Below are 21,060 nucleotides of genomic sequence, written 5' to 3' on the forward strand. Positions count from 1 at the left end.
GCGTCGCTGTCGGTTCCTTCACTCCGTCGCAGCACCCGCACCGGCTCTCGCAGCACGGCCGCCGCGGCGGCCGGAGGAGGCGCCGGGGGCGGTGGTGGAGGGGGCGGCGCCGGGTTCTGCCGGCTTGTGGTCGCGATAGGTCATGATCCAGTTGCCGCAATTGGGGTCCGTGCCGTTCAAAACGTTGGCGGCGCGCACGGCTTCCATTTCCTGCGGGCGGCAGGGGTTCATGATGGCGGACGTCATGCCGGCGCCGATCACCATGGGGATGAAGCCGGCATTGATGCCGTGGCGATGCGGCAGGCCGAACGAGATGTTGGAGAGGCCGCAGGTGGTGTTGACCTTCAGTTCGTTGCGCAGGCGATAGAGCAGGGCAAAAACCTGGCGGCCGGCATCGCCGAGCGCGCCGATCGGCATGACCAGCGGGTCGACGACGATGTCGCAGGGCTTGATACCGTAGTCCATGGCGCGTTCGACGATCTTCTTGGCGACGGCGAAGCGCACATCCGGGTCCATGGAAATGCCGGTCTCGTCGTTGGAGATGGCGACGACCGGCACGTCGTACTTCTTGCAGAGCGGCAGGATGGCTTCGAGCTTTTCCTCCTCGCCGGTCACCGAATTGACCAGCGGACGGCCCTTGGCGACCTTCAGCGCGGCCTCGATGGCGGCCGTCACGGATGAGTCGATCGACAGCGGCACGTCGACCAGGCCCTGGACGATCTCCATGGTCTTGACCAGCAGGCCCGGCTCGGTCTCGTTCGGGTTCACCGAGGTGACGCCGGCATTGACGTCGAGCATGGTGGCGCCGGCGGCGACCTGTTCCAGCGCGTCCTTGATGACGGTGTCGAAATTGCCCTCGATCATCTCGGCGGCGAGCTTCTTGCGGCCGGTCGGATTGATGCGTTCGCCGATGACGCAGAAGGGTTGGTCAAAGCCGATGATGATTTCGCGTGTGGCGGATGCGACGATGGTACGGGTCATTCTGGTTCTCCGGTCAGGGCGCGTCGACGAGGTCTAACGTGCCGGCATGAGGGTTACAAGGGCAGCGGAGGGCGCTCCGTCCGGCTCACTTCAATGGGGGTTCTTCGGCAGGTGCTGGGCGGCGAGACCGGCGAGCTGCTGCTGGTCCTCGACCCTGTCCCCGCGGATGGATTCGAGCCGATCGGCGACCATGGCGTCGGTCGGGTTGGCCTCGCGCGTCCACGGCTTGCGACCTTTCAGCACGCCCGATTCATGGACGATCTCGGCGACATATTCCTCCTGCCGGTAGGCCATGACATGCATGCCGGAAATGCCCTCGATCTCCTTCACCTCGTTGATGATGTCGATGCAGAGCTGCTTGCCTTCCTTCTTCTGGTCCTGCGCCCCTTCAAGGCGCTTGATGACCGAGTCGGGGATATGGATGCCCGGCACGTTGGAGCGGATCCACTTGGCGGTCTTCGCCGAGGCCAGCGGTCCGACGCCGACCAGGATGAAGCACTTTTCGTGCAGGCCGAGATCGCGCACCTTCTTCATGTATTCGCGGAACATCGGCACGTCGAAGCAGTACTGGCTTTGGACGAACTGCGCGCCGGCCTCGATCTTCTTGGCGAGCCGGTAGGGGCGAAAGTCGTAAGGCGGGGCGAACGGATTGATGGCTGCGCCGAGGAAGACGTGCGGCGGGGTCGAAAGCTTGCGGCCCGAGAGGAATTTCGATTCGTCGCGCATGGTGCGCACGGTTTCCAGGAGCGACATACAGTCGAGGTCGAAGACCGGCTTGGCGCCCGGCTGGTCGCCGGCCTGCACGCCGTCGCCGGTCAGGCACATGATGTTCTGCACGCCCATGGCGGACGCGCCGAGAACGTCGCCCTGGATGGCGATGCGGTTCTTGTCGCGGCAGGCGATCTGCATGATCGGTGCATAGCCCATGCGAGTCAGAAGGGCGCAAATGCCGACGGAAGACATATGGCAGTTGGCGCCGGAGGCATCCACGGCATTGATGCCGTCGACCCAGCCGTCGAACACCGAGGCGCGCTCGTAGACGTCCTGCGGGTCGGCGCTGTCCGGCGGGTTGAGCTCGGCGGTGACGGCGAATTCGCCGCGCCTGAGCACCCGTTCCAGCCGGCCGCGCGAGGAATGGCCGGGCAGGGGATCGAGGGGGGCTCCGGGATCGTGCGGATTGATGTCTGGGCTCATGATTTCCGCTCCGAAGTGGACGTTTCGCTGGGCGCGGCGGCCTCTGCCGTGACGCGCAGCCAGGACGAGGTTTCGCGCAGCGACTGGTTCACCGGCTTCTGCACCTTGAGGATCGCGTCGCCATTGGCCATGTTGCGCGAGCCGGCCCAGGCCTGCACCCAGACGCAGGGCATGTCCGGCTCGACCTCGCAATTGCCGTTGGCGCGAACGCCGCCGCAGGGGCCGTTGCGCAGCTGTTTCGGACAGTTCATCGGGCAGGACATGCCGGTCGAGGACAGCACGCACTGGCCGCACATGCGACAGTCGAACAGCAGGCCCTTGACGTTGCGCTCGACGAAGGTCACCGGCCGCTCGACCCGGGCATAGCCGAGCTTGTTCCACAGTGGGTGAAGCAGAAGGAAGGCATTGGCGAAACGGCCGTAGAACCATTCGAGGAAACGCGAGTGGCGAACCGACCACAGCCGGATCGTGTAGGAACGCCGGGCGCGGCGGTTGGGCGAGACGCTGCCGGGCGTATAGGCGCCGGTCGCAGCCTTCTTGGCGGGGGCGGCATTGCCGGGTGCGGGCTTTCCGTCAACCATTGTCGCGGCCTCCGGCATGAACGAGGGAAACCAGGCGGGCCTTGTCATAGGCCGCTTCGAGTTCGGCGGCGGCCTTGTCGGCTTCGGCCTCCAGGTCGTCGCCGACCGGCAGCGGATCGCCCTTGCGCCATTCGGCGAGATAGTCGTCGGTTTCGGCGGCGCCGGTGCGCATGGCGGCCATGTCGATCGCCTCGGTGAAGCGCAGCGACAGCTCGCGCTTGGCGGTCTTCCTGCCCTGCTTGACGATCACCTGGGCGGGAATGTCGCGCCAGTAGACGATGATCCGGTCGGCCATGTCCTCACTCTCCCTTTTCCGTCACAATGCACAGGCCGAAAGCGACGGACTGCGCTTGCGACGACGTCGCACAGAGCAAAAAGCGACGTGGCCAAGATTTACCAGATTCGCCGCCGGATTCCGTTGGCAAGCCAGGTCCAGATCGGCGGCGGAAAGCGCAGCGTCGACGGACCCTCCGGCTCATAGGGCGCAAGACGGCCGTCGACGGCATCCTGAACCGACTGGAGGGTGATGTCGATCGCCGCGACCGTCAGCAGCAGCGGGTAGGTGGCGATGAAGTCGCCCCGGTCGGGCAGGGTGCGCACCTCGTACAGCGTGCCTCCCGTATCCGTGCCCTGATCGACCAGATGCAGGGTGGCGCCGAAATTGCCGGCATCCTCCTCGACCAGCGACCAGTAGCCGCCCATCTGGCCGCGATATTGCGGGTTGATGCCGGCATGCAGGTTGATGACCGGGCAGGGCATGGCGGCGAGGGCCGCAGAACTCATCAGCCGGGTGCTGACGAGCAGGATGGCGGAGGGTTTGAACTGCGTGACCAGTGCGCGGGTCTCGTCGTCGTTGATCGAGGCGACCTGATGGACCGGAACGTGTGGCGGGATGACGGGCGATACGCCGGCCGAGGCGAGAATGGACGCGATCCGCCGCCTGGCGAGAGGTCGCAGCAGCCGTGCGGCGATCATGGTGGCCAGTTGGCCGAGCGCCTGGATCCAGCCGAGCCGGGCGGCCCGGCGCTGGGTGATCGTCCATTTCGGTTCCGGCTGTTCGACGACGACGCGAAGATTGGGGAAGCGTTTGGCGAGCGCGTTGATGACGAGCGCCGGGTTGGCGCCGCCAGCCGTCATCACCATGACGGTCGGGGATTGGGGGTGGTCGGGCTGCTGCGCACTCATTCCCATCGGCCCCCTCGATCAGACGACCAGGAACAGCACGGCGCCGGCCGTGTAGACGACGAAGGACGCGACGAGCAGGGAAACCGCGCCGACCGCGGTGCCGATCAGCACGCCGAAGCCGTCGCATTGGGAGTGGGCAAAGCCGATGATGGCGAGCGCCAGCGCCGGCAGCCAGTTGCCGAGCGGGATCGGCAGGAAAACGACGACCGCGAGCACCAGGGCGAAGAAGCCGATCAGGCGTTCGGACAGGCGGCTATCGAGGAACCAGAAGCGCGGCTTGACGCAGGTCTCCGCCCGTCTCAGCCAGGGAGAGAGGCGATTGACGACGAGCTCGAAGGTCGCGGTGGTCACCCCATAGTCGCCGATCCGGCGGGGAAGGTAGATGCGGCCCTCGGCCGAGGCGAACATCTGCCAGGCGATGAACATCAGCGGCAGTCCGAGAAACAGCGTGGCGCCCGGAGGCATGGGGACCAGATTGGGCAGCGCGAAGACGAGGAGGAAGGCGCCGAACGAACGGTCCTGGAGGGCAATCGCGATGTCGCGAATGGTGATCGTCGGCTTGTCGTGGCGCGACAGGCGGACGAGAACCGCCGAGAGAGGCTCCGGCGTCGCCTTCTCCTGCGCGGCCGTGAAATCATAAGCTAAAGTTCCCACCCCGTCGGTCATGCTTTTCCAGCCTTTTCGTTGTTGCTTCGACCTGGTCCCATACTCCTATAGGTGGATTGCCGAGGCATTAAGGCGCAACTTATTTAGAGAGGCATGCTGAAAGTTGAGTTAAAAGCGATCTATCGCCGCACCTCCCACGGGATGCTCCGCAAGGCCAGCTTTGCATATCCGTGCAATCGGCGCCCGCTTTTTTCCGTTGCCATGTTTTTGGCCAAAGCCGGTGCCATGGACGCGAGATACGCACTGAAATTTTCGGGGGACGATATGTCTGCAAAACGCATTTCGACGGCCGTGGCACTCGGCCTGGCGCTCCTTGCGCTGACCGCTTGCGGCAACACGATCCGGGGCCTTGGCCGGGACATGGGCAATGCGGTGGATGCCACCCAGGATGCCGGCCGCAGCGTCGCCAATTCGGTGAAGTGAGCCGTAAGGCGGGTCCGGTTGGCCCGTCCGTCCGGTCCTAGCCCAGGGCGCGCAGCGCCGGGTCCAGGTCGCCATAGCCGGTAAAGCGGTATTCATAGTCCAGGCCGAGATAGTCGGCCGCCCATTTCGCCTTCGCCTGCAGGGCGGGATCGTCCGTCTGCGCCAGATAGACGATCTTGGTGTAATTGCCGAACACCATGTCGCGAAGCTCCGGATGCTTGTCGAGTTTCAGCGGCTCGATGACGAAGGCCTCGAACTGGCGGGTGATAAGATCCGTCAGGTAGAAGGCGGTGAATTCGTGCTCGCATTCGGCCAGGAACTTCTCCGTGCCGGAGAAGAAGGCGTAGCAGTGCGGTCCGACGATGCGCTCGATGCCTTCCTCGGCACAGATCTTGTCGATCTGGCCCTGGGTGCCGCATTCGGCATAGCCGATGAAGATGCGTCCGTAGCCGGCGGCCTTCGCCGCGGCGATCTTTTCGCGTAGCGCCGGCGCGATCTTCTCCGGATAGACGTGCCAGATCGCCGGCAGGCATTCGAGGTCGATATGATCGAGGCCGTTGGCGTCGCGGATCGCCAGGATTTCGCGCGCGATCGCGCCGCAGGCGATGATCTGAACCTTTTCGGCGTTCGCGCGTTTCATGGTCGTATTCTCGACATTTTTTCGAAGATGCCCACCCAACATGGAGCTCCCTATCATGAACACCCGGAAACTCACCCTGGTCGCCGTCCTCATGGCATCCGCTTTCGGCCTCGCTTCGTGCGGGAATACCATTCGCGGCATGGGCAAGGATACCGCCAACACCGTCAATGCGACGCAGCAGGCCGGGCAGGACGTCGGCAACGCCGCGAACTGACAATCCATCGGCAGGTCAAACCGGGTGGCGGGCATAGGCACGGCCGGTCGCCCAAATGATCCAGACAGCGAGGAGATCGGATCATGACGCTCGACACCGTGGCCAAGTTCAGCGCCGCCTACATCCTGACCATCATCGTATCCGCCGGCGGCTATATGCTGTGGGAGGAACGCCATCCCAGGACAAGCGGCGCCCCGGCCGAATTCATGATGGCCGACCGCTGACCGCGGTCGGCTTTGTCGTGTCAGGCCTCAGGCCTGGGCCGCCAGGCTGTTGTGCTTGCGGGCGATGAATTCCTTCGCCGTTTCGACGGCGACGGCCGCATCGCGACAATAGGCATCGGCGCCAACCGCCTTGCCGAATTCCTCGTTGAGCGGCGCGCCGCCGACGAGCACGATATAGTCGTCGCGCATGCCCTTTTCCTTGAGCGTGTCGATGACGACCTTCATATAGGGCATGGTCGTGGTCAGAAGCGCCGACATGCCGAGAATGTCCGGCTTTTCCCGCTCGATCGCTTCGAGATAGTTTTCGACCGGATTGTTGATGCCGAGGTCGATGACGTCGAAGCCGGCCCCTTCCATCATCATGCCGACCAGGTTCTTGCCGATGTCGTGAATGTCGCCCTTGACGGTGCCGATCACCATCTTGCCCTGCTTCGGGGCGCCGGTGGCGGCGAGAAGCGGCCGCAAGATGGTCATGCCGGCCTTCATCGCATTGGCGGACAGGAGAACTTCCGGAACGAACAGGATGCCATCGCGGAAATCGATGCCGACGATGCGCATGCCCTCGACCAGGGCCTGGGTCAGCACATCATAGGGTGTCCAGCCGCGATCGAGCAGGATGCGCGTTCCCTGCTCGATTTCCTCTTTCATGCCGTCGTAGAGGTCGTCGTGCATCTGCTGCACAAGCTCTTCGTCGGACAGATCTTCGAGAATGATTTCGTCGTCTGACATGGGGCGCATCCCGATTGGTGTTTAGCGATTCAGATCGCAGTCGGCTAAAAGACTGCCTCATTGGCAGTTAAACCTCAAGTTCGCTAAAATCTCTTTTCGAAAGCGACGTCGCAGCCGTGAAAAGCGACGGGGGCGAATCCGGGCTCTGTCGCGGCCAATGTCTGTCTGGCGCAAGTGGTTGGCGCATTAAGGAATGTTTCCCACGCGAATTCGAATAGCATATTGAAAAGGAAGCAGCGCGAAGCGCGACAACGAGGAAGCCCAAGATGGACGAGATCACAGCAGAGACCGGCGCGGGCCGCCGCACCCGAAGCGAAGGTCGCGGCGCAGCCGCCAGGCGCGCATCGCGCACCGGTGGCGGTGCCGGGCCGTCGATGCCCTATATCCAGCGCAAGATCCCCGTCTATGAAGTGCTCGACGAGGAAGGCCTTCAGATCATCGAGCGCAATGCCGACATCATTCTCGAGGAGATCGGCATCGAGTTTCGCGACGACGCCGAAGCGCTCGACATGTGGCGCGCCGCCGGCGCCGAGGTGAAGGGCGAGCGGGTGCATTTCCCCAAGGGCCTGTGCCGTGAGCTGCTGAAGACCGCGCCTTCCGAATTCACCTGGCATGCCCGCAATCCGGCGCGCAGCGTGCAGATCGGCGGCAAGGCCACCGTGTTCGCGCCGGTCTACGGTTCGCCCTTCGTGCGCGACCTCGACGGCAACCGCCGCTATGCGACGCTCGAGGACTTCCGCAATTTCGTCAAGCTCGCCTATATGGCGCCGTCGATCCATTCGTCCGGCGGTACGGTGTGCGAGCCGGTCGACATCCCGGTGAACAAGCGTCACCTCGACATGGTCTACAGCCACATCAAATATTCCGACAAGCCGTTCATGGGCTCGGTCACGGCCCCGGAGCGCGCCGAGGACTCGGTCGCCATGGCCAAGCTGGTCTTCGGTGACGAGTTCGTCGAGAACAATTGCGTCATGCTGAACCTCATCAACGCCAATTCGCCGATGGTGTTCGACGAGACCATGCTGGGCGCCGCCAAGGTCTATGCCCGCCACAACCAGGCCTGTGTGCTCTCGCCCTTCATCCTGTCGGGTGCCATGAGCCCGGTCACGGTGGCCGGCACGCTCAGCCAGATCCTCGCCGAAGTGCTGGCGGGTGCGGCCTTCACCCAGCTGGTGCGTCCCGGCGCGCCGGTGCTGTTCGGCACTTTTGCCGCCTCGATCTCGATGCAGTCGGGCGCCCCGACCTTCGGCACGCCGGAGCCGGCGCTGGTGTCCTACGGCGCCGCCCAGCTGGCGCGTCGCCTCGGCCTGCCGTTCCGCACCGGCGGCTCGCTCTGTGCCTCCAAGGTCCCGGACGCCCAGGCCGCGCATGAAAGCGCCAACACGCTCAACATGACGCTGCTCGCCGGCACCAATTTCGTGCTGCATGCCGCCGGCTGGCTCGAGGGCGGCCTGTCGGCCTGCTACGAGAAGTTCATGATCGACCAGGACCAGCTCGGCATGATGCAGAAGATGGCGATGGGCGTCGATCTGTCGGAAGATGGCCAGGCGATGGACGCGATCCGTGAAGTCGGTCCCGGCGCGCACTATCTCGGCTGCGCCCATACCCAGGCCAATTTCCAGACCGCATTCTACCGCTCGGCGCTGGCCGACAACAATTCCTTCGAACAGTGGGAAATCGAGGGCAGGAAGCGCGTCGAGGATCGCGCCAATGCGCTCTGCCGTTCGTGGCTCGACAGCTACGAGGCCCCGCCGCTCGACCCGGCCATCGACGAGGCGCTGACCGCCTACATCGCCGGCCGCAAGGATTCGATGCCCGACGCCTTCAGCTGAATCAATCCCGACACCGCCAGGGAGCAAGGCGGAGCGGCGAAGGTCGCGGACATGATCCAGGAATCGGTCTGGCGACCGCATTACAAATACGAGGGGCCGCGATGAGCGGCCTTTCGGTTTTCTTCTCCCCGCTGGGGAGAAGTGGGTCTCCATGATCGCGCGTCGACAGTGTTGACGAAAACACCGTCGGCTGATCCCGTGGGGTCAACTCGGCAGTAAGGGAGGTGCGATGAGCGGCCTTTCACCATTTCAAGATAGCATCGCAGCGCGCCTCGCGCCGCATGGGCTGCACCTGCGCGGCGCCGCGCGCTTTCCGCAAGGCGAGGGCGGGCCGCGGCTGGATGGCGGGCAAACGGCGCGGTCGGTGCTGCTGATCGGCAATGTCGGCGGCTCGATGTGGCCAGCGTTCTGCGTCTGGCGGGCGGCACAGCCGGACCGGGGCGGGGATCATCCGCTCGATCGCTGGTCGAAGGCGGTGATCGGCGCCATTGCCGAGGAGACCGGTGCGACCGCCTACTATCCATCGGACCCGCCTTACCAACCATTCCAGCGCTGGGCCGTGATGGCCGAAGGCCTGCGGGCATCGCCGCTCGGCATTCTCATTCATCCGCGATACGGCCTCTGGCACGGCTATCGCGGGGCGCTGGGATTTTCCGAGGAATTGGACGAGGGGGAGGGCCGTTTGTCCGCGGCCCATCCGTGCGACAACTGCCGGGACAAGCCGTGCCTGACGCGTTGCCCGGTGGGGGCGGTTGCGGCCGGCCGCTTCGATGTCGCGGCCTGCCGGCGTTTCCTCGCCACCGACCTGGGCGGTGCACACTGCATGGACAAGGGTTGCCTTGCCCGTGGCGCCTGTCCGGTCGGCCCGGAATTTCGCTATTCGGAAGGGCAGTTGCGCTTCCACATGGAAGCGCTCGGCCTGCCTCCCGGCTAGAGGATCAGGCCGCCCTGGCGACCGGGACCTTGCGTGCGGCAGCCGGACGGGCGGCCTTCTGCGGCATCATGGCGAGGACCGCGTCGGCGAGGCGCGCGGCGTTTTCCAGCGCCTTCGGCAGGTTGGAGACGTCGTCCGGGTTCATCGCCTGCAGCATGCCGCCCTTGTCGAAGACGTCGCGATAGGCGGCGCGCTCGGCAATCGCCGCAGACAGGGTGGAGATACCGCGCGCGGCGAGGAAATCCTTGGCGGCCTGCAGCGCGCGGGTGGTCACCGCGGCGTTGACGCGGGTCAGCACGACGGAATGCGGAATGCGCACGTCGCAGCTTTCGTCGAGTTCTTTCAGCAGTTCCAGCACCTCGGCGCCGCCCTGGGCATCCATGGCGCAGCCCTGGACCGGGATCAGCACGTGATCGGCAAGGCCGACGGCCTTGGCAAGCAGCGCGTCCTGGCTGGACGGCAGGTCGATGAGGATATAGCCGCCGCGCTTCTTCGCCCTGGCGGTCGCGGCTTCGATCGTTTCTTCGTTAACGGGGGCAACCGAAATCAGGCTGCTTGCGCCGGCAATCGCATGCCAGCGGCTGATCCAGCCGCGCGGGTCGGCATCGAGGATGGTCACGCGGTTGCCGCGTCCGGCGAGTTCGCTGGCGAGAATGAGGACTGCCGTGGTCTTGCCGGCGCCGCCCTTGGTATTGGCAAATGTCAGTACTGGCATATCATTTCCTTCATAAAAAAAGGGTCCGAGCCAAGTCATCGCTCCAATTTGCAGCGTGGGGCATGCTGCCTGACGGACATCTTTGGCGGCGATGGTTAATGGAACGTAAATGCCTGGAATGTTTCGTTAGTAATCGTTCGGGCCGATCTCCGGCTGGCGGCGCGCCGGATAAGGCGGTAAAGCTGTCGCCGGACTTTAAGGCGGGGCGTCATGCGGTTGATTTTCATCACCTTGCTTTTGCTGCTTGCAGCGCTGCAGGCGACGGTTGCAAAGGCGCAAGATGCCTGTTCGACGCTCCAGAATGGCGGGGTTTCCTACACCGTCTGCACCGTCGATCCGGCCCGTTCCCTGATGCGAATCTATCACCGCGACCCGCAGGGCCAGCCTTTCGGCAGTTTTGATTCCCTCGCTCGCCAGCTCTGGAAGGAGCGGCACTACCCGATCATCGCGATGAATGGCGGCATGTATCACGACGACCTGTCGGCGGTCGGGCTGTTCGTCGAACATGGATTCGAGCGGCAGGCGATCAGCACCAAGGCCGGCTGGGGCAATTTTCACCTGCTGCCGAACGGCGTCTTCTGGCTGAAGGACGGCCGGGCAGGGGTGACGGAAACCGCGCGCTACATCAAGGATCAGATCGCGTCCGACTATGCCACCCAGTCCGGGCCGATGCTGGTGATCGACGGACAGATCCACCCGCGTTTCCTGCCTGACAGCGACAGCCTGAAGATCCGCAATGGCATCGGTGTCGATCAGGCGGGCAGGGTGCATATGGTGATTTCGGAGACGCCGGTGCGATTCTACGATTTCGCCCTGCTGTTCCGCGACGCGCTCGGCTGCCGCAATGCGCTCTACCTCGACGGCACGATTTCGAGCCTCTACGACGCGGGAACGGGGCGGCGCGACCGGCTGTTTCCACTGGGGCCGATCATCGCGGTGATTGGTACCGTGCCACAATAAAGCGACGAACCGCGCCTCAGACCGCAGCCTTCGGATAGGCGCGCTCCAGGCCGCCGGAGCGGACAAGACCGTTGCGCAAAGCGAGATAGGCGGGATGCTGGCTCGAGCGAGCGGCCTCCATCAGCCGGATCTGCAGACGGGCGGGCGCGGCATTGCCGAGCCATTCGCCGCAGCGCTCCAGCTTCAGCGAGTTGAGAAACTTCGCCTCGCTTTCGCGGTCGATATAGAGCGCAAGGCCGTCGAACAGGACGTCGTCGTGTTCCGGGTTCTCAAAGACGAGCTGGAGAAAGGCCTTGTCGGTCTCGACCAGGCTGCGCAGCTTGTCGGCGACCGTGGCGCTGTCGAGAGTGGATGTCTGGGTTTGCGGCATTGACGCCTCCTTCTTCCATGCATGTTTGGCTGTCGTGATAGTCTGGGATTGGCCGGATAATCAAGGTCGCCCGGCGGAAAACGCGCCATCCGTCGAGGGTAGTTCCGGCACGTCGAAATGGTCGGGTTCGAGCCCCTGCCGCGCGCGCTCGACCATCATCTCATAGGCCCGCTCGAGATGCCGTGTGAAGCGGAGGGTGTCGAAAAGCGGCGCGACGAAGCGGTTTGCCGCGATCCGTCCGCGGATCTCGGCGAGGCGGTCGGGATCCTTCGCCAGCGCGACGCAGAGCTCGACCATGCCGTCCTCGTTCTCGGCCACAAGATCCGGCAGGCCAAGCGCGGTCAGCAGGCTTTGCGAGACGCGCGAGGTAAAGTTGCGTCCCTTGCAGGTGATCACCGGCAGGCCCGCCCAGAGCTTGTCGGAGGTCGTGGTGTGGCCGTTGGTCGGAAAGGTGTCGAGGGCGATGTCGGCGGCCTGGAGGCGCGCGACATGCTCGGGATAGTCCGCGCGCCGGGCAAAATGGATGCGTCCGGCGTCGATGCCGAGCGTGGCCATGAAGGCGCAGAAATTCGCCTGGGCGTCCGGGTCGTCGCACATCATCCAGAGAATGCTCTCCGGAATGGCCGAAAGCACGCGGGCCCAGAGCCTTGCGGTGCGCGGCGAAATCTTTCTGACCGCATTGAACGAGGCGATGACGAAGGCGTCGACCGGCAGGCCGAGACTGTCGCGCGAGGCCGCCGGGGGCAGCGCGCGGTGGGCGCCGTCATTGGCCTGGTAGCTGTGCGGCAGGCGGCAGAACTTCTCGTGATAATAGGGCTTCGACGCATCCGGCGTGACGATCCTGTCGGACACAATGTAGTCGCAGTCGATCCCGGTTCCGCAGCCGGGAAAGCCGAGATAGGCGACCTGGATCGGCGCCAGCCCACGGTTGACGAGGCTGACGCGCGCCCCGCGCGTATGGCCCTTGAGGTCGACGAGGATGTCGATGCCGTGCGAGCGGATCAGCGCCGCGGCCGCCTCGTCGTCCAGCGCGCGGATCGGCACGATCGGCCCGTACTGCGCCCGCATGCCCTGGTCTGCCGACAGCACGTCGTCGTCAGTGTAGCAGAAGAGGGTGACGTCGAAACGCTCGCGGTCGTGGGCCATGAGCACGCCCTGGAACAGGCGCATGGTGGCATGCTGGTCGCAGACGTCGTTCGACAGATAGCCGATACGGATCCGCTCGGCGAAGGTATGCGGCACGGCCCGGCGCGCGGCCCGCGACTGCGGCGTGAAGGCAGTGCCGCCATGCATCCGGGTGATGCGGGCATTGAGGCTCTCGTCGTCGCACCACATGATGTGGTCGTGCGGATCGTCGACGCCGAAGGCGGCGGCCTCTCCGGCTTTCATCCGCTCCAGCAGGCGGGCATCCTCGGCCTCGCATTCCTCGAGGCACAATTGCTCGCGCAGCAGGCTGCGATAGGTGTTTTCCGCCTCGATGTCGAAGGGACCGCCGCGCGCCGCCTGGCGGGCCAGCACGAGGGCCGGCGCCCGACGCCGTGCCCGCTTGAAGCTTCGGGCGGCCAGAAGGCGCAGCATGCGGGCGTTCTGCGGGTCGAGTTCGGCGGCCTTCGCATAGAACTGGGCCGCCTGTTCCGTATTGCCGAGCTTGGCATGGCTCTGGGCCGCCATCAGCACCAGCCTGGCATCGCTCGCGGTCCGGGCGAGCAGGGGCGTCAGCAGTGCGACGCAGTCCTGGTAGCGGCCGGCCCGGTAGGCGTTGATCGCGTCCGGCAGTCCTTTTGCCGGCAGTCCTTTGGGCGGTGGCATTCTCGGCGGTGTTTCCCTGAAATCGACAGTTCGGCAGCACGCTAGGGGCCGAGGCTTATCCAAGGCTGGTGCGAGCCCTGCCGCCGGCATGGCGTTTGGTTGACAGGCAAGGCGCGAATGGAAAGGCTGTCGCGACGATTGGCCGTCGATTCGCGCCAAGACAACCATGACGTCGCGTGCCGCGACGGGCGCCTTCCAGGTCGGAGCCTACACAATGCCAGAATTGTCCATCTGCATGCCGAGCAATCGCAATCTCGCGCAGTCGCGCGCGGCGATCGACAGCGCGATCGCCTATTGCGAGGCACGCGACGCGGTGCTGATCGTGTCCGACAATTCCGGCGATCCGGAGAAGCGGGCCCATTTTCACAACCGCTCGCCGCGCCTCACATGGATCGATGCCGGCAACGCCTCGCCCTTCGCCAACATGCGGCTGGCGCTGGACGCGGCGACGACGCCCTTCGTCATGCCGATGGGCGACGACGACGAGATCCATGCCGTCGAAGGCCAGCCGACCTTCGATCTCGCCGGCCTTCCCTACGACTACATGGGCGTGCTGCCGGTGAGCGTCGTCTTTGCCGAAAAGCACGGCACGATGCATTCCAAGGCTTTTGCGCTCACAGACGAGGATCCGGGCGAACGCATGGGCCAGTATATCGGCGGCGCCAAGGGCAATAACAGCCTCTACTACAGCATGTTTCGCCGCGACGTCTTCTCGGCGCTGTTGCACGACTTCGTCGAGCACCATCCGACCAAGGGCATGTATTGCGACTGGGCGCTGCTGTTGGCGCTCATCTGTTACGGCAAGATGGCGCACGACCCGGGCACGGTGTTCCGCTACAACATGGGCAACTGGGATTCGGCGGAAAAGATCGGCGACATGTATGTCGATCTCTATCGCAATGCCGGCCTGCCGGCCGAGGCGATCAAGTTCGACAGCCTGCTGATGTATCTCGACACCTTCGTGTTCGCCATGCGGCAGGGAAGCCCGGTGCCGCCGGACCAGCGCCAGCGCCTCGGTCGGATCGTCACCAACCGTCTGCTCGGCTCCTTCATCCAGAAGGTCGCCAACGCGCCGGAAGCCTATGACGGAACGGTCCGGCATCTGGCGACCATGGCGCTCGAGGAGCCGGACAGCTTCGTCGAGTTCCAGATCGCCATGATGATGGTCGACCGGCTGCAGCCGGGCCTGAAGGATCGCTATGTGACCTTCGTCAGGACCCTGATGGCGCCGGCCGGAACCGGCGCCTGAGGAGAGCTCAGCCGCGGCGGCGCGTGCGCCGACCGCTTTCCTGGGCGCCCGATTCGGTCGCGGTCTTGTTGCGCAGCGGGCCGATCTTCTCGACGATGGTCTCGATGGTCGGGCGCGGACCCGGCGTATAGCCGTCGATCGCGGCGCGCATGGCGGCCAGATGGCCGCAGGACGTGCCGCAGCAGCCGCCGATGATCTTCGCGCCGGCATCGCGCGCCAGCCTCGCATATTCGGCCATCAGCGGCGGCGTGCCGGAATAGTGGATCTCCGTACCGCGGAATTCCGGAATGCCGCAATTGCCCTTGACGATCACGGTCGCGGCCGGATCGGCGGCCGTCATGTCGAGCAGGCTCGCCAGAATGTCCGAAGCGCCGACGCCGCAATTGGCGCCGACGGCGAGCGGTCCCGGACCGATGTCCTTGGCGACGCCGTGGATGTCCTTCGGGTCGAGCCCCATCATCGTCTTGCCGGCGGTGTCGAACGAGCCGGTATAGGTATACGGCAGCCCGACCTTGACGGCGGCTTCGGCCGCAGCCCGGATCTCGTCGGCCGAGGACATGGTCTCGATCCAGGCGACGTCGGCGCCGCCGGCCTTCAGGCCCTCCATCTGCTCGACAAAGGCGGCCACCGCCTCGTCATAGGTCATGGCGCCGAGCGGCTGCAGCAGTTCGCCGGTCGGGCCGACGGAACCGCCGACGATGACCTTGCGCGGCGCCTTGTCGGCAACGGCGCGGGCGATCTCGGCCGCCTTCTTGTTGAGCGCATGGACGCGATCCTGCGCATGATGCAGCTTGAGGCGATGGCGCGTGCCGCCGAAGGAATTGGTGAGGATGATGTCGGCGCCGGCATCGACGAAGTCCTGATGCAGCTTGGTGATCTTTTCCGGCTGGCTCTCGTTCCACAGCTCCGGCGCTTCGCCGGCTTCGAGCCCCATGGCGAAGAGATTGGTGCCGGTCGCGCCATCGGCGAGCAGCACGCCCTTCTCGGCCAGGAGTTCGGAAAGCGGATTGGGTGCGGTCGCCATGTTCTCGGTCCTCATGAAATCTGTGCTGCAGGATTTAATGCCTATTGCCCGGGGCTGCAACGGACAAACGGAAGGGCAGGGGCGGGAGGCAGCGTTTATTGCGCCGCGTCGAAGCGATGGGGATGGCCGGCCGGCGTCACCATGGCGGCCATGGTGGCGGTCATATCGATCGAGCCGACGACCTGTCCCGCGGCGTCGATGACGGCAGCTGCGGTCGCGCCGGCCTCCAGCATGGTCCGGGCGGCGATTTCGAGGACCGCGTCGACGGGCACGGTCGGACCACCGTGCGGCGCGGGCTTGGGCGTCATGATCGCGCCGGCCTGGATCACCCGTGTCCGATTCACCTCGCGCACGAAGGCGGAGATATAGTCGTCGGCCGGCTGCAGCACGATCTGCTGGCCGCTGCCCTGCTGGACCACCTCGCCGTCGCGCAACACGGCGATACGGTCGCCGAGCCTCAGCGCCTCGTCGAGATCATGGGTAATGAAGACCACCGTCTTTTTCAGTTCCCGCTGGAGATCGAGCAGCATGGTCTGCATGTCGACGCGGATCAGCGGGTCAAGCGCGGAAAACGCCTCGTCCATCAGCAGGATGTCGGCATCGGTCGCAAGCGCCCGGGCAAGGCCAACGCGTTGCTGCATGCCGCCCGACAGCTGATTGGGGTAGTGACTCTCGAAGCCTGAAAGACCGACGCGCTCGATCCAGCGCCGCGCCCTGGTCAGGCTGTCCGAGCGGTCGATCCCCTGGATGTCGAGGCCATAGACGGTGTTTTCCAGGACGGTGCGATGCGGCAGGAGGGCGAATTTTTGAAACACCATCGCAGTGCGGCCGCGGCGGAACGCCCGAAGCTCCGTCGGCGACATGCGGCAGACGTCGACGCCGTCGACCAGGACCTCGCCGACCGTCGGCTCGATCAGCCGGTTGATGTGGCGGATCAGCGTCGACTTGCCGGAGCCGGACAGGCCCATCACCACCGTGATGCAGCCGGCCGGCATGGCGATGTCGATGTCCTTGAGGGCGAGCACATGGCTTGAGCGCTCGTTGAGTTCGGCCTTGCCGATGCCGCCCTTCACCGCCGCGACGAAATCGCCGCCACGCGGCCCGAAGATCTTGTAGAGTCCGCGGATCTCGATGCTGCTAGCCATGGACGACCTCGGTATAGCGCTGGATCCGCTTGCCGAAAGCCTGGCTTGTGCGGTCGAAGATGATGGCGATGACGACCAGCGCGAAGCCGTTGAGGAAGCCGACGGTGAAGAACTGGTTGGCGATCGCCTGAAGCACGTTCCGGCCCAGCCCGCCGACGCCGATCATCGAGGCGACGACGACCATGGCGAGCGCCATCATGATGGTCTGGTTGATGCCGGCCATGATGGTCGGCAGCGCCAGCGGGATCTGCACGTCGAACAGCTTCTGCCGCGGCGAGGATCCGAAGGCATCGGCCGCTTCGAGCACCTCGCGGTCGACCAGCCGGATGCCGAGATTGGTGAGCCTGATCATCGGCGGAACGGCATAGACCACCACGGCGATCAGGCCGGGCACCTTGCCGATGCCAAAAATCATCACGACGGGGATCAGGTAGACGAAGCTCGGCAGGGTCTGCATGACGTCGAGCACCGGGTTGACGGTCGATTGCAGCCGGTCGGAACGGGCCATGAGGATGCCGATCGGCAGGCCGATGACGATCGAGATCAGCGTGCAGACGGTGACCATGGCAAGCGTCACCATCGTGTCCTGCCAAAGCCCGACCAGGCCGATCGCGGTCATGGAGAGGAGCGTGCCGAGCGTGATCCGCAGACTGCGGCTGGCGAGGTAGACGATTGCCGCCAGGATCGCCAGGAAGACAATCCACGGCGCGCCGACGAACAGGTTTTCCAGCCAGTTGAGGAACCATTGCAGCGGCTGAAGCGCGCTGTCGAGCGTGTCGCCATAGGCGCGCACGAAGGCCTTGAAGCCGGCGTCGACGGACTTGCGCATCTCGCGCAGCAGGTTTTCGTCGAGCGCCGGAAACTCGCAGAGCCTTTGCGGCAGATAATCGCAAAGCATGTCCTACCTCCTCCAGTCTCTTCGGCCGCGTCGGGCGTTGCCCTCGCCCAAGTCAATCCTCCCAGGCAAACGCGCGCGAATGCGGCGGGTCAGGGATCGCGGCGTGAGCCGCCAACCAGTCGCTGCGATCAGCAAAGGATCAAAGGCCGGCCTTGACCTTCTCGGCGACGTCGGCTGCAAGCCAGGTGGTCCAGACCTCCGGATAGGTTTCGAGAAAATGCTTTGCCGCCTCCTCATTGGTCGCCTGGTTCTCGTCCATCCAGGCGAGCACCTTTCCGACGGTGTGGTTGTCCCACTTGCGCGTCTTCAGATAGTCGATCGCCACCGCATTCTTCTCGGCGAATTTCTGAGTGACGATGGTGTAGACGTCCGAGACCGGATAGGAATTGACCTTCGGCGCTGCGCAATCGGCGACCGCGGTGCAGGCATCCCATTCCGCCTTGTCGTGCCCGACGCCGAAGGACAGCTTCACCATCTCATACTTGCCGAGGATGGCGGTCGGCGCCCAGTAATAGCCGAGCCAGCCGGTCTTCTGCTCGAAGGCGCTGGCGATCGATCCGTCGAGGCCCGCGGCGGAGCCGGTGTCGATCAGCTCGAAGCCCTTCTCCTTGGCGCCGAGCGCCTTGTAGAGATTGGCGGTCGAAATCTGACAGCTCCAGCCGGCGGGGCAATTGATCAAGGCGGCCTTGGACGGATCCTCGGGCGCGGGGAAGAGTTCCGGGTGTTCGAGCGCCTGCTGCACGGTCTTGATCTCGGGATTGGCGTCGGCGATGAATTTCGGGATCCACCAGCCCTCGACCCCGCCGTCGCTCAAGATTGGCGCAAGCTGCAGGAGGCGACCCTCGGCGACGGCCTTTTCCAGCACTTCGCGGGCGGAGTTCACCCACATTTCCGGGGCGATGTCGGGCTCGCCCTTCTCGTTCATCGAGGTGAAGGTCGGCATGGTGTCGCCGGTCACCAGCGTCGCCTTGCAGCCATAGCCGCCTTCCAGGATCATCCTGTCGACATGGGCGGCGACGCCGGCCGAAGCCCAGTTCATCTCGGCGATCGTCACCTCGCCGCATTCGGCCGCCTGGACCGCACCCGGCAAAGCATAGAGGCCGGCGGCAAGGATGGTGGATGCGATGAGCTTATTCATGGGTTTAAGACCTCCCAGTCTCGATCTTTGGCGACGCATCGGCGGCGGCGCGAGGGACATGGTGCTGATCCTTGGCACCTAGGGCGAAACCGGCCGGAAACAAGCCATGCCCGTATTGGTGTCGAACGGTCGGTGCCGGCGGATCGATCGGGCCATGCCGGGCAGCCTACGGGTTCCGGCGCAGAAATCAATCTCGGATGGTCGACTGGTATCCTCTGACGTGATCCGCTGACGGGACGGAACCACGCTGGAGGCCGAACGTGATCGGAGAAAAAAATCCAAAATTCGTCAATCGATAACGGCGAGCTAACCATCCGGTAAGAAATGCCGCGCTACAAAGCTCCCAACGGCGCGTAACTGCCGTCAGCGCCTCCGGAGTTGGTATTGCGTCCCGGAGCGCTGCAGTTCTTTCGGCGAAAGGGCCCTGTCGTGGCCCGCCGCTTCCTCCCTCGACATCGAAGAATCGCACGGTGCACGCCATCGACGCACGGTGCACGCCGTCGACGGTCAGCCTATTGTGATTTCAGGCGAACTGGCGCAAGGGGGAAGCATCGCGCAGCGCCGCGGGCGGTCTCGCCACGATTGCGTGCGGCGTGGACGCGGTGCGCCATGGCGCGGCCGGGCGGGTGTCTTTGCCCTCGGTCGGGCATATCTGGCTTCGCGTGAGACGATGACCGTTGGGGATGTGCGATGGCAAAGGCTGTGATGCTGCAGGGTACCGGATCGGACGTCGGCAAGACGGTTCTCGTCGCCGGGCTCTGCCGGCTTGCCGCCAATCGCGGCCTGAAGGTCAGGCCGTTCAAGCCGCAGAACATGTCCAACAATGCCGCCGTCGCCGACGATGGCGGCGAGATCGGCCGGGCGCAATGGCTTCAGGCGCTGGCGTGCCGGGTGCCGTCCTCGGTGCACATGAACCCCGTGCTGCTGAAACCCCAGTCCGAAACCGGCAGCCAGATCATCCTGCAGGGAAAGGTCTTCGGTCAGGCCAGGGGGCGCGATTACCAGAAGCTGAAGCCGCAGCTGCTCTCCGCCGTGCTGGAGAGCTTCGAGACGATCAAGGACGGCGCGGACCTGGTCGTCGTCGAAGGGGCGGGCTCGCCCGCCGAAATCAACCTGCGGGCCGGCGACATCGCCAATATGGGCTTTGCCACCCGTGCCGGCGTGCCCGTGGTGCTGGTCGGCGACATCGACAGGGGCGGGGTGATCGCCTCGCTGGTCGGCACGCACACGATCCTGCCGGACGAGGACCGCCGCCAGATCGTCGGCTACATCATCAACAAGTTCCGCGGCGACGTCAGCCTGTTCGACGACGGCATCGAGGCGATCGGCCGCTTCACCGGCTGGCCCTGCTTTGGCGTCGTGCCCTGGCTGAAGGCCGCCGGGCGGCTGCCGGCCGAGGATTCGGTGGTGCTGGAGCGGTTAGCCAGTGGCCGGACGGGCGCGCTGAAGATCGCCGTGCCGGTGCTTTCGCGCATTGCCAATTTCGACGATTTCGATCCGCTGGCCGCGGAGCCTGAGGTGGACCTCGTCTATGTGCGGGCCGGCGAACGCTTGCCTTCCGACGCAGGCCTGGTCATCCTGCCAGGGTCGAAATCGACGATCGGCGATCTCGAGGATCTGCGGGTCAACGGCTGGGACGCCGATCTCGCCGCTCATGTCCGGCGGGGTGGCCGCGTGATCGGGATTTGTGGCGGTTACCAGATGCTCGGGCGAACCGTCGCCGATCCGCTTGGGCTGGAGGGAGAGAGCCGAACGGTTGACGGTCTCGCTCTGCTGGACGTGGATACCGTGATGGCGCCGGAAAAGACGGTGCGCAACAGCCGCGCCCGCTCGCTCGAATTCGACGCGGATCTTTCGGGCTACGAGATACATCTCGGGGTGACGCAAGGCCCGGATTGCGCGCGGGCGGCAGTGATGATCGAAGGGCGGCCCGATGGCGCGCGCTCAAGGGATGGACGTGTGATGGGCAGCTATCTGCACGGCCTGTTCACGAGCGACTCCTACCGGGCCAGACTGCTGGAAAGCTTTGGCATCAGCGGCGGGGGAGGCGACTACCGCCAGGGCGTCGAAACGGCGCTGGACGAATTGGCCGAAGAACTTGAGGCGCGCCTGGCGCCCGAGTGGCTGCGGCAATGGCTGGGTTAGCGAA

At 64.9% G+C, this 21,060-nt stretch carries 23 protein-coding genes; 8 read left to right on the forward strand and 15 right to left on the reverse strand.

Features of this window, described 5'->3' with window-relative positions:
• Positions 1-18: 18 nt before the first annotated feature.
• The 6 genes from L867_RS0101135 to L867_RS0101160 all read right to left on the reverse strand — a co-directional run bounded on the left by L867_RS0101135 (position 19) and on the right by L867_RS0101160 (position 4,607).
• A complete protein-coding gene (locus L867_RS0101135) occupies positions 19-981 on the reverse strand; it encodes a methyltetrahydrofolate cobalamin methyltransferase (protein ID WP_028735174.1) in 963 nt (320 codons plus the stop codon).
• 90 nt (positions 982-1,071) lie between these two features.
• Entirely contained in the window at positions 1,072-2,175 is a 1,104-nt protein-coding gene (locus L867_RS0101140) for a methylenetetrahydrofolate reductase (protein ID WP_028735175.1), read from the reverse strand.
• Positions 2,172-2,756 (reverse strand): methylenetetrahydrofolate reductase C-terminal domain-containing protein, encoded by a 585-nt coding sequence (locus L867_RS0101145; RefSeq protein ID WP_028735176.1) that lies wholly within the window; start codon positions 2,754-2,756, stop codon positions 2,172-2,174. The genes L867_RS0101140 and L867_RS0101145 overlap by 4 nt, the downstream gene beginning before the upstream one ends.
• The gene (locus tag L867_RS0101150) at positions 2,749-3,051 is read right to left on the reverse strand and encodes a virulence factor (RefSeq protein ID WP_028735177.1); all 303 of its coding nucleotides are present in this window, start codon (positions 3,049-3,051) and stop codon (positions 2,749-2,751) included. The genes L867_RS0101145 and L867_RS0101150 overlap by 8 nt, the downstream gene beginning before the upstream one ends.
• A gap of 98 nt (positions 3,052-3,149) precedes the next feature.
• A complete protein-coding gene (locus L867_RS0101155) occupies positions 3,150-3,941 on the reverse strand; it encodes a formyl transferase (RefSeq protein WP_051438810.1) in 792 nt (263 codons plus the stop codon).
• Positions 3,942-3,959: 18 nt separating this feature from the next.
• Entirely contained in the window at positions 3,960-4,607 is a 648-nt protein-coding gene (locus L867_RS0101160) for an exopolysaccharide biosynthesis protein (RefSeq protein WP_028735179.1), read from the reverse strand.
• 264 nt (positions 4,608-4,871) lie between these two features.
• Here L867_RS0101160 and L867_RS27245 point away from each other — a divergent pair, with 264 nt between their 5' ends.
• A complete protein-coding gene (locus L867_RS27245; protein WP_104368096.1) occupies positions 4,872-5,030 on the forward strand; it encodes an entericidin domain-containing protein in 159 nt (52 codons plus the stop codon).
• 37 nt (positions 5,031-5,067) lie between these two features.
• On the opposite strand, the gene L867_RS0101170 is transcribed toward L867_RS27245, so the two are convergent.
• A complete protein-coding gene (locus L867_RS0101170; protein ID WP_028735180.1) occupies positions 5,068-5,670 on the reverse strand; it encodes a DUF1638 domain-containing protein in 603 nt (200 codons plus the stop codon).
• Between the two features lie 91 nt (positions 5,671-5,761).
• Here L867_RS0101170 and L867_RS0101175 point away from each other — a divergent pair, with 91 nt between their 5' ends.
• Positions 5,762-5,884, forward strand: a complete 123-nt coding sequence (locus tag L867_RS0101175; protein WP_232363877.1) for an entericidin domain-containing protein — start codon at positions 5,762-5,764, stop codon at positions 5,882-5,884.
• 83 nt (positions 5,885-5,967) lie between these two features.
• The gene (locus L867_RS27250) at positions 5,968-6,108 is read left to right on the forward strand and encodes a hypothetical protein (RefSeq protein WP_156951548.1); all 141 of its coding nucleotides are present in this window, start codon (positions 5,968-5,970) and stop codon (positions 6,106-6,108) included.
• A 27-nt stretch (positions 6,109-6,135) separates the two neighbouring features.
• On the opposite strand, the gene L867_RS0101185 is transcribed toward L867_RS27250, so the two are convergent.
• Entirely contained in the window at positions 6,136-6,837 is a 702-nt protein-coding gene (locus L867_RS0101185; RefSeq protein ID WP_028735182.1) for a corrinoid protein, read from the reverse strand.
• 266 nt (positions 6,838-7,103) lie between these two features.
• Between L867_RS0101185 and L867_RS0101190 the strand changes: the two genes are divergently transcribed.
• Positions 7,104-8,669, forward strand: a complete 1,566-nt coding sequence (locus tag L867_RS0101190; protein ID WP_028735183.1) for a trimethylamine methyltransferase family protein — start codon at positions 7,104-7,106, stop codon at positions 8,667-8,669.
• 229 nt (positions 8,670-8,898) lie between these two features.
• Positions 8,899-9,603: a 4Fe-4S dicluster domain-containing protein gene (locus tag L867_RS0101195; RefSeq protein WP_028735184.1), complete on the forward strand. Its 705-nt coding sequence runs from the start codon at positions 8,899-8,901 to the stop codon at positions 9,601-9,603.
• Between the two features lie 4 nt (positions 9,604-9,607).
• Here L867_RS0101195 and L867_RS0101200 read toward each other — a convergent pair whose 3' ends face one another.
• On the reverse strand, positions 9,608-10,318 hold the full coding sequence (locus L867_RS0101200; protein ID WP_028735185.1) for a ParA family protein: 711 nt from the start codon (positions 10,316-10,318) through the stop codon (positions 9,608-9,610).
• 210 nt (positions 10,319-10,528) lie between these two features.
• On the opposite strand from L867_RS0101200, the gene L867_RS0101205 reads away from it, so the two are divergent.
• Positions 10,529-11,278, forward strand: coding sequence for a phosphodiester glycosidase family protein (locus tag L867_RS0101205; protein WP_028735186.1), 750 nt, complete (start codon positions 10,529-10,531; stop codon positions 11,276-11,278).
• 16 nt (positions 11,279-11,294) lie between these two features.
• On the opposite strand, the gene L867_RS0101210 is transcribed toward L867_RS0101205, so the two are convergent.
• Together L867_RS0101210 and L867_RS24295 are read right to left on the reverse strand one after the other, a co-directional pair.
• Positions 11,295-11,648, reverse strand: coding sequence for a hypothetical protein (locus tag L867_RS0101210; protein WP_028735187.1), 354 nt, complete (start codon positions 11,646-11,648; stop codon positions 11,295-11,297).
• A 60-nt stretch (positions 11,649-11,708) separates the two neighbouring features.
• On the reverse strand, positions 11,709-13,457 hold the full coding sequence (locus L867_RS24295; RefSeq protein WP_051438754.1) for an O-linked N-acetylglucosamine transferase, SPINDLY family protein: 1,749 nt from the start codon (positions 13,455-13,457) through the stop codon (positions 11,709-11,711).
• A gap of 214 nt (positions 13,458-13,671) precedes the next feature.
• Here L867_RS24295 and L867_RS0101220 point away from each other — a divergent pair, with 214 nt between their 5' ends.
• Positions 13,672-14,706, forward strand: coding sequence for a glycosyltransferase family 2 protein (locus L867_RS0101220; RefSeq protein WP_146086579.1), 1,035 nt, complete (start codon positions 13,672-13,674; stop codon positions 14,704-14,706).
• A 7-nt stretch (positions 14,707-14,713) separates the two neighbouring features.
• Here L867_RS0101220 and bmt read toward each other — a convergent pair whose 3' ends face one another.
• The 4 genes from bmt to L867_RS0101240 all read right to left on the reverse strand — a co-directional run bounded on the left by bmt (position 14,714) and on the right by L867_RS0101240 (position 18,911).
• Positions 14,714-15,730 carry a betaine--homocysteine S-methyltransferase gene (gene bmt, locus L867_RS0101225; RefSeq protein WP_028735189.1) on the reverse strand — a complete coding sequence of 339 codons (1,017 nt, stop codon included), beginning with the start codon at positions 15,728-15,730 and terminating at the stop codon, positions 14,714-14,716.
• A 95-nt stretch (positions 15,731-15,825) separates the two neighbouring features.
• The gene (locus L867_RS0101230; RefSeq protein ID WP_028735190.1) at positions 15,826-16,875 is read right to left on the reverse strand and encodes a quaternary amine ABC transporter ATP-binding protein; all 1,050 of its coding nucleotides are present in this window, start codon (positions 16,873-16,875) and stop codon (positions 15,826-15,828) included.
• Positions 16,868-17,773 carry an ABC transporter permease gene (locus L867_RS0101235; RefSeq protein WP_037172293.1) on the reverse strand — a complete coding sequence of 302 codons (906 nt, stop codon included), beginning with the start codon at positions 17,771-17,773 and terminating at the stop codon, positions 16,868-16,870. The genes L867_RS0101230 and L867_RS0101235 overlap by 8 nt, the downstream gene beginning before the upstream one ends.
• Before the next feature lie 139 nt (positions 17,774-17,912).
• On the reverse strand, positions 17,913-18,911 hold the full coding sequence (locus tag L867_RS0101240; protein ID WP_028735192.1) for an ABC transporter substrate-binding protein: 999 nt from the start codon (positions 18,909-18,911) through the stop codon (positions 17,913-17,915).
• Between the two features lie 690 nt (positions 18,912-19,601).
• On the opposite strand from L867_RS0101240, the gene L867_RS0101245 reads away from it, so the two are divergent.
• The gene (locus L867_RS0101245) at positions 19,602-21,056 is read left to right on the forward strand and encodes a cobyric acid synthase (protein WP_028735193.1); all 1,455 of its coding nucleotides are present in this window, start codon (positions 19,602-19,604) and stop codon (positions 21,054-21,056) included.
• Positions 21,057-21,060: the final 4 nt, after the last annotated feature.

Source organism: Paenirhizobium selenitireducens ATCC BAA-1503 (assembly GCF_000518785.1).
Lineage (GTDB): Bacteria > Pseudomonadota > Alphaproteobacteria > Rhizobiales > Rhizobiaceae > Allorhizobium > Allorhizobium selenitireducens.

Coding starts and splice junctions, on each gene's coding strand:
- L867_RS0101135 (WP_028735174.1), bottom strand. CDS start 981: ATGACCCGTACCATCGTCGCATCCGCCACACGCGAAATCATCATCGGC.
- L867_RS0101140 (WP_028735175.1), bottom strand. CDS start 2,175: ATGAGCCCAGACATCAATCCGCACGATCCCGGAGCCCCCCTCGATCCC.
- L867_RS0101145 (WP_028735176.1), bottom strand. CDS start 2,756: ATGGTTGACGGAAAGCCCGCACCCGGCAATGCCGCCCCCGCCAAGAAG.
- L867_RS0101150 (WP_028735177.1), bottom strand. CDS start 3,051: ATGGCCGACCGGATCATCGTCTACTGGCGCGACATTCCCGCCCAGGTG.
- L867_RS0101155 (WP_051438810.1), bottom strand. CDS start 3,941: ATGAGTGCGCAGCAGCCCGACCACCCCCAATCCCCGACCGTCATGGTG.
- L867_RS0101160 (WP_028735179.1), bottom strand. CDS start 4,607: ATGACCGACGGGGTGGGAACTTTAGCTTATGATTTCACGGCCGCGCAG.
- L867_RS27245 (WP_104368096.1), top strand. CDS start 4,872: ATGTCTGCAAAACGCATTTCGACGGCCGTGGCACTCGGCCTGGCGCTC.
- L867_RS0101170 (WP_028735180.1), bottom strand. CDS start 5,670: ATGAAACGCGCGAACGCCGAAAAGGTTCAGATCATCGCCTGCGGCGCG.
- L867_RS0101175 (WP_232363877.1), top strand. CDS start 5,762: ATGGCATCCGCTTTCGGCCTCGCTTCGTGCGGGAATACCATTCGCGGC.
- L867_RS27250 (WP_156951548.1), top strand. CDS start 5,968: ATGACGCTCGACACCGTGGCCAAGTTCAGCGCCGCCTACATCCTGACC.
- L867_RS0101185 (WP_028735182.1), bottom strand. CDS start 6,837: ATGTCAGACGACGAAATCATTCTCGAAGATCTGTCCGACGAAGAGCTT.
- L867_RS0101190 (WP_028735183.1), top strand. CDS start 7,104: ATGGACGAGATCACAGCAGAGACCGGCGCGGGCCGCCGCACCCGAAGC.
- L867_RS0101195 (WP_028735184.1), top strand. CDS start 8,899: ATGAGCGGCCTTTCACCATTTCAAGATAGCATCGCAGCGCGCCTCGCG.
- L867_RS0101200 (WP_028735185.1), bottom strand. CDS start 10,318: ATGCCAGTACTGACATTTGCCAATACCAAGGGCGGCGCCGGCAAGACC.
- L867_RS0101205 (WP_028735186.1), top strand. CDS start 10,529: ATGCGGTTGATTTTCATCACCTTGCTTTTGCTGCTTGCAGCGCTGCAG.
- L867_RS0101210 (WP_028735187.1), bottom strand. CDS start 11,648: ATGCCGCAAACCCAGACATCCACTCTCGACAGCGCCACGGTCGCCGAC.
- L867_RS24295 (WP_051438754.1), bottom strand. CDS start 13,457: ATGCCACCGCCCAAAGGACTGCCGGCAAAAGGACTGCCGGACGCGATC.
- L867_RS0101220 (WP_146086579.1), top strand. CDS start 13,672: ATGCCAGAATTGTCCATCTGCATGCCGAGCAATCGCAATCTCGCGCAG.
- bmt (WP_028735189.1), bottom strand. CDS start 15,730: ATGGCGACCGCACCCAATCCGCTTTCCGAACTCCTGGCCGAGAAGGGC.
- L867_RS0101230 (WP_028735190.1), bottom strand. CDS start 16,875: ATGGCTAGCAGCATCGAGATCCGCGGACTCTACAAGATCTTCGGGCCG.
- L867_RS0101235 (WP_037172293.1), bottom strand. CDS start 17,773: ATGCTTTGCGATTATCTGCCGCAAAGGCTCTGCGAGTTTCCGGCGCTC.
- L867_RS0101240 (WP_028735192.1), bottom strand. CDS start 18,911: ATGAATAAGCTCATCGCATCCACCATCCTTGCCGCCGGCCTCTATGCT.
- L867_RS0101245 (WP_028735193.1), top strand. CDS start 19,602: ATGGCAAAGGCTGTGATGCTGCAGGGTACCGGATCGGACGTCGGCAAG.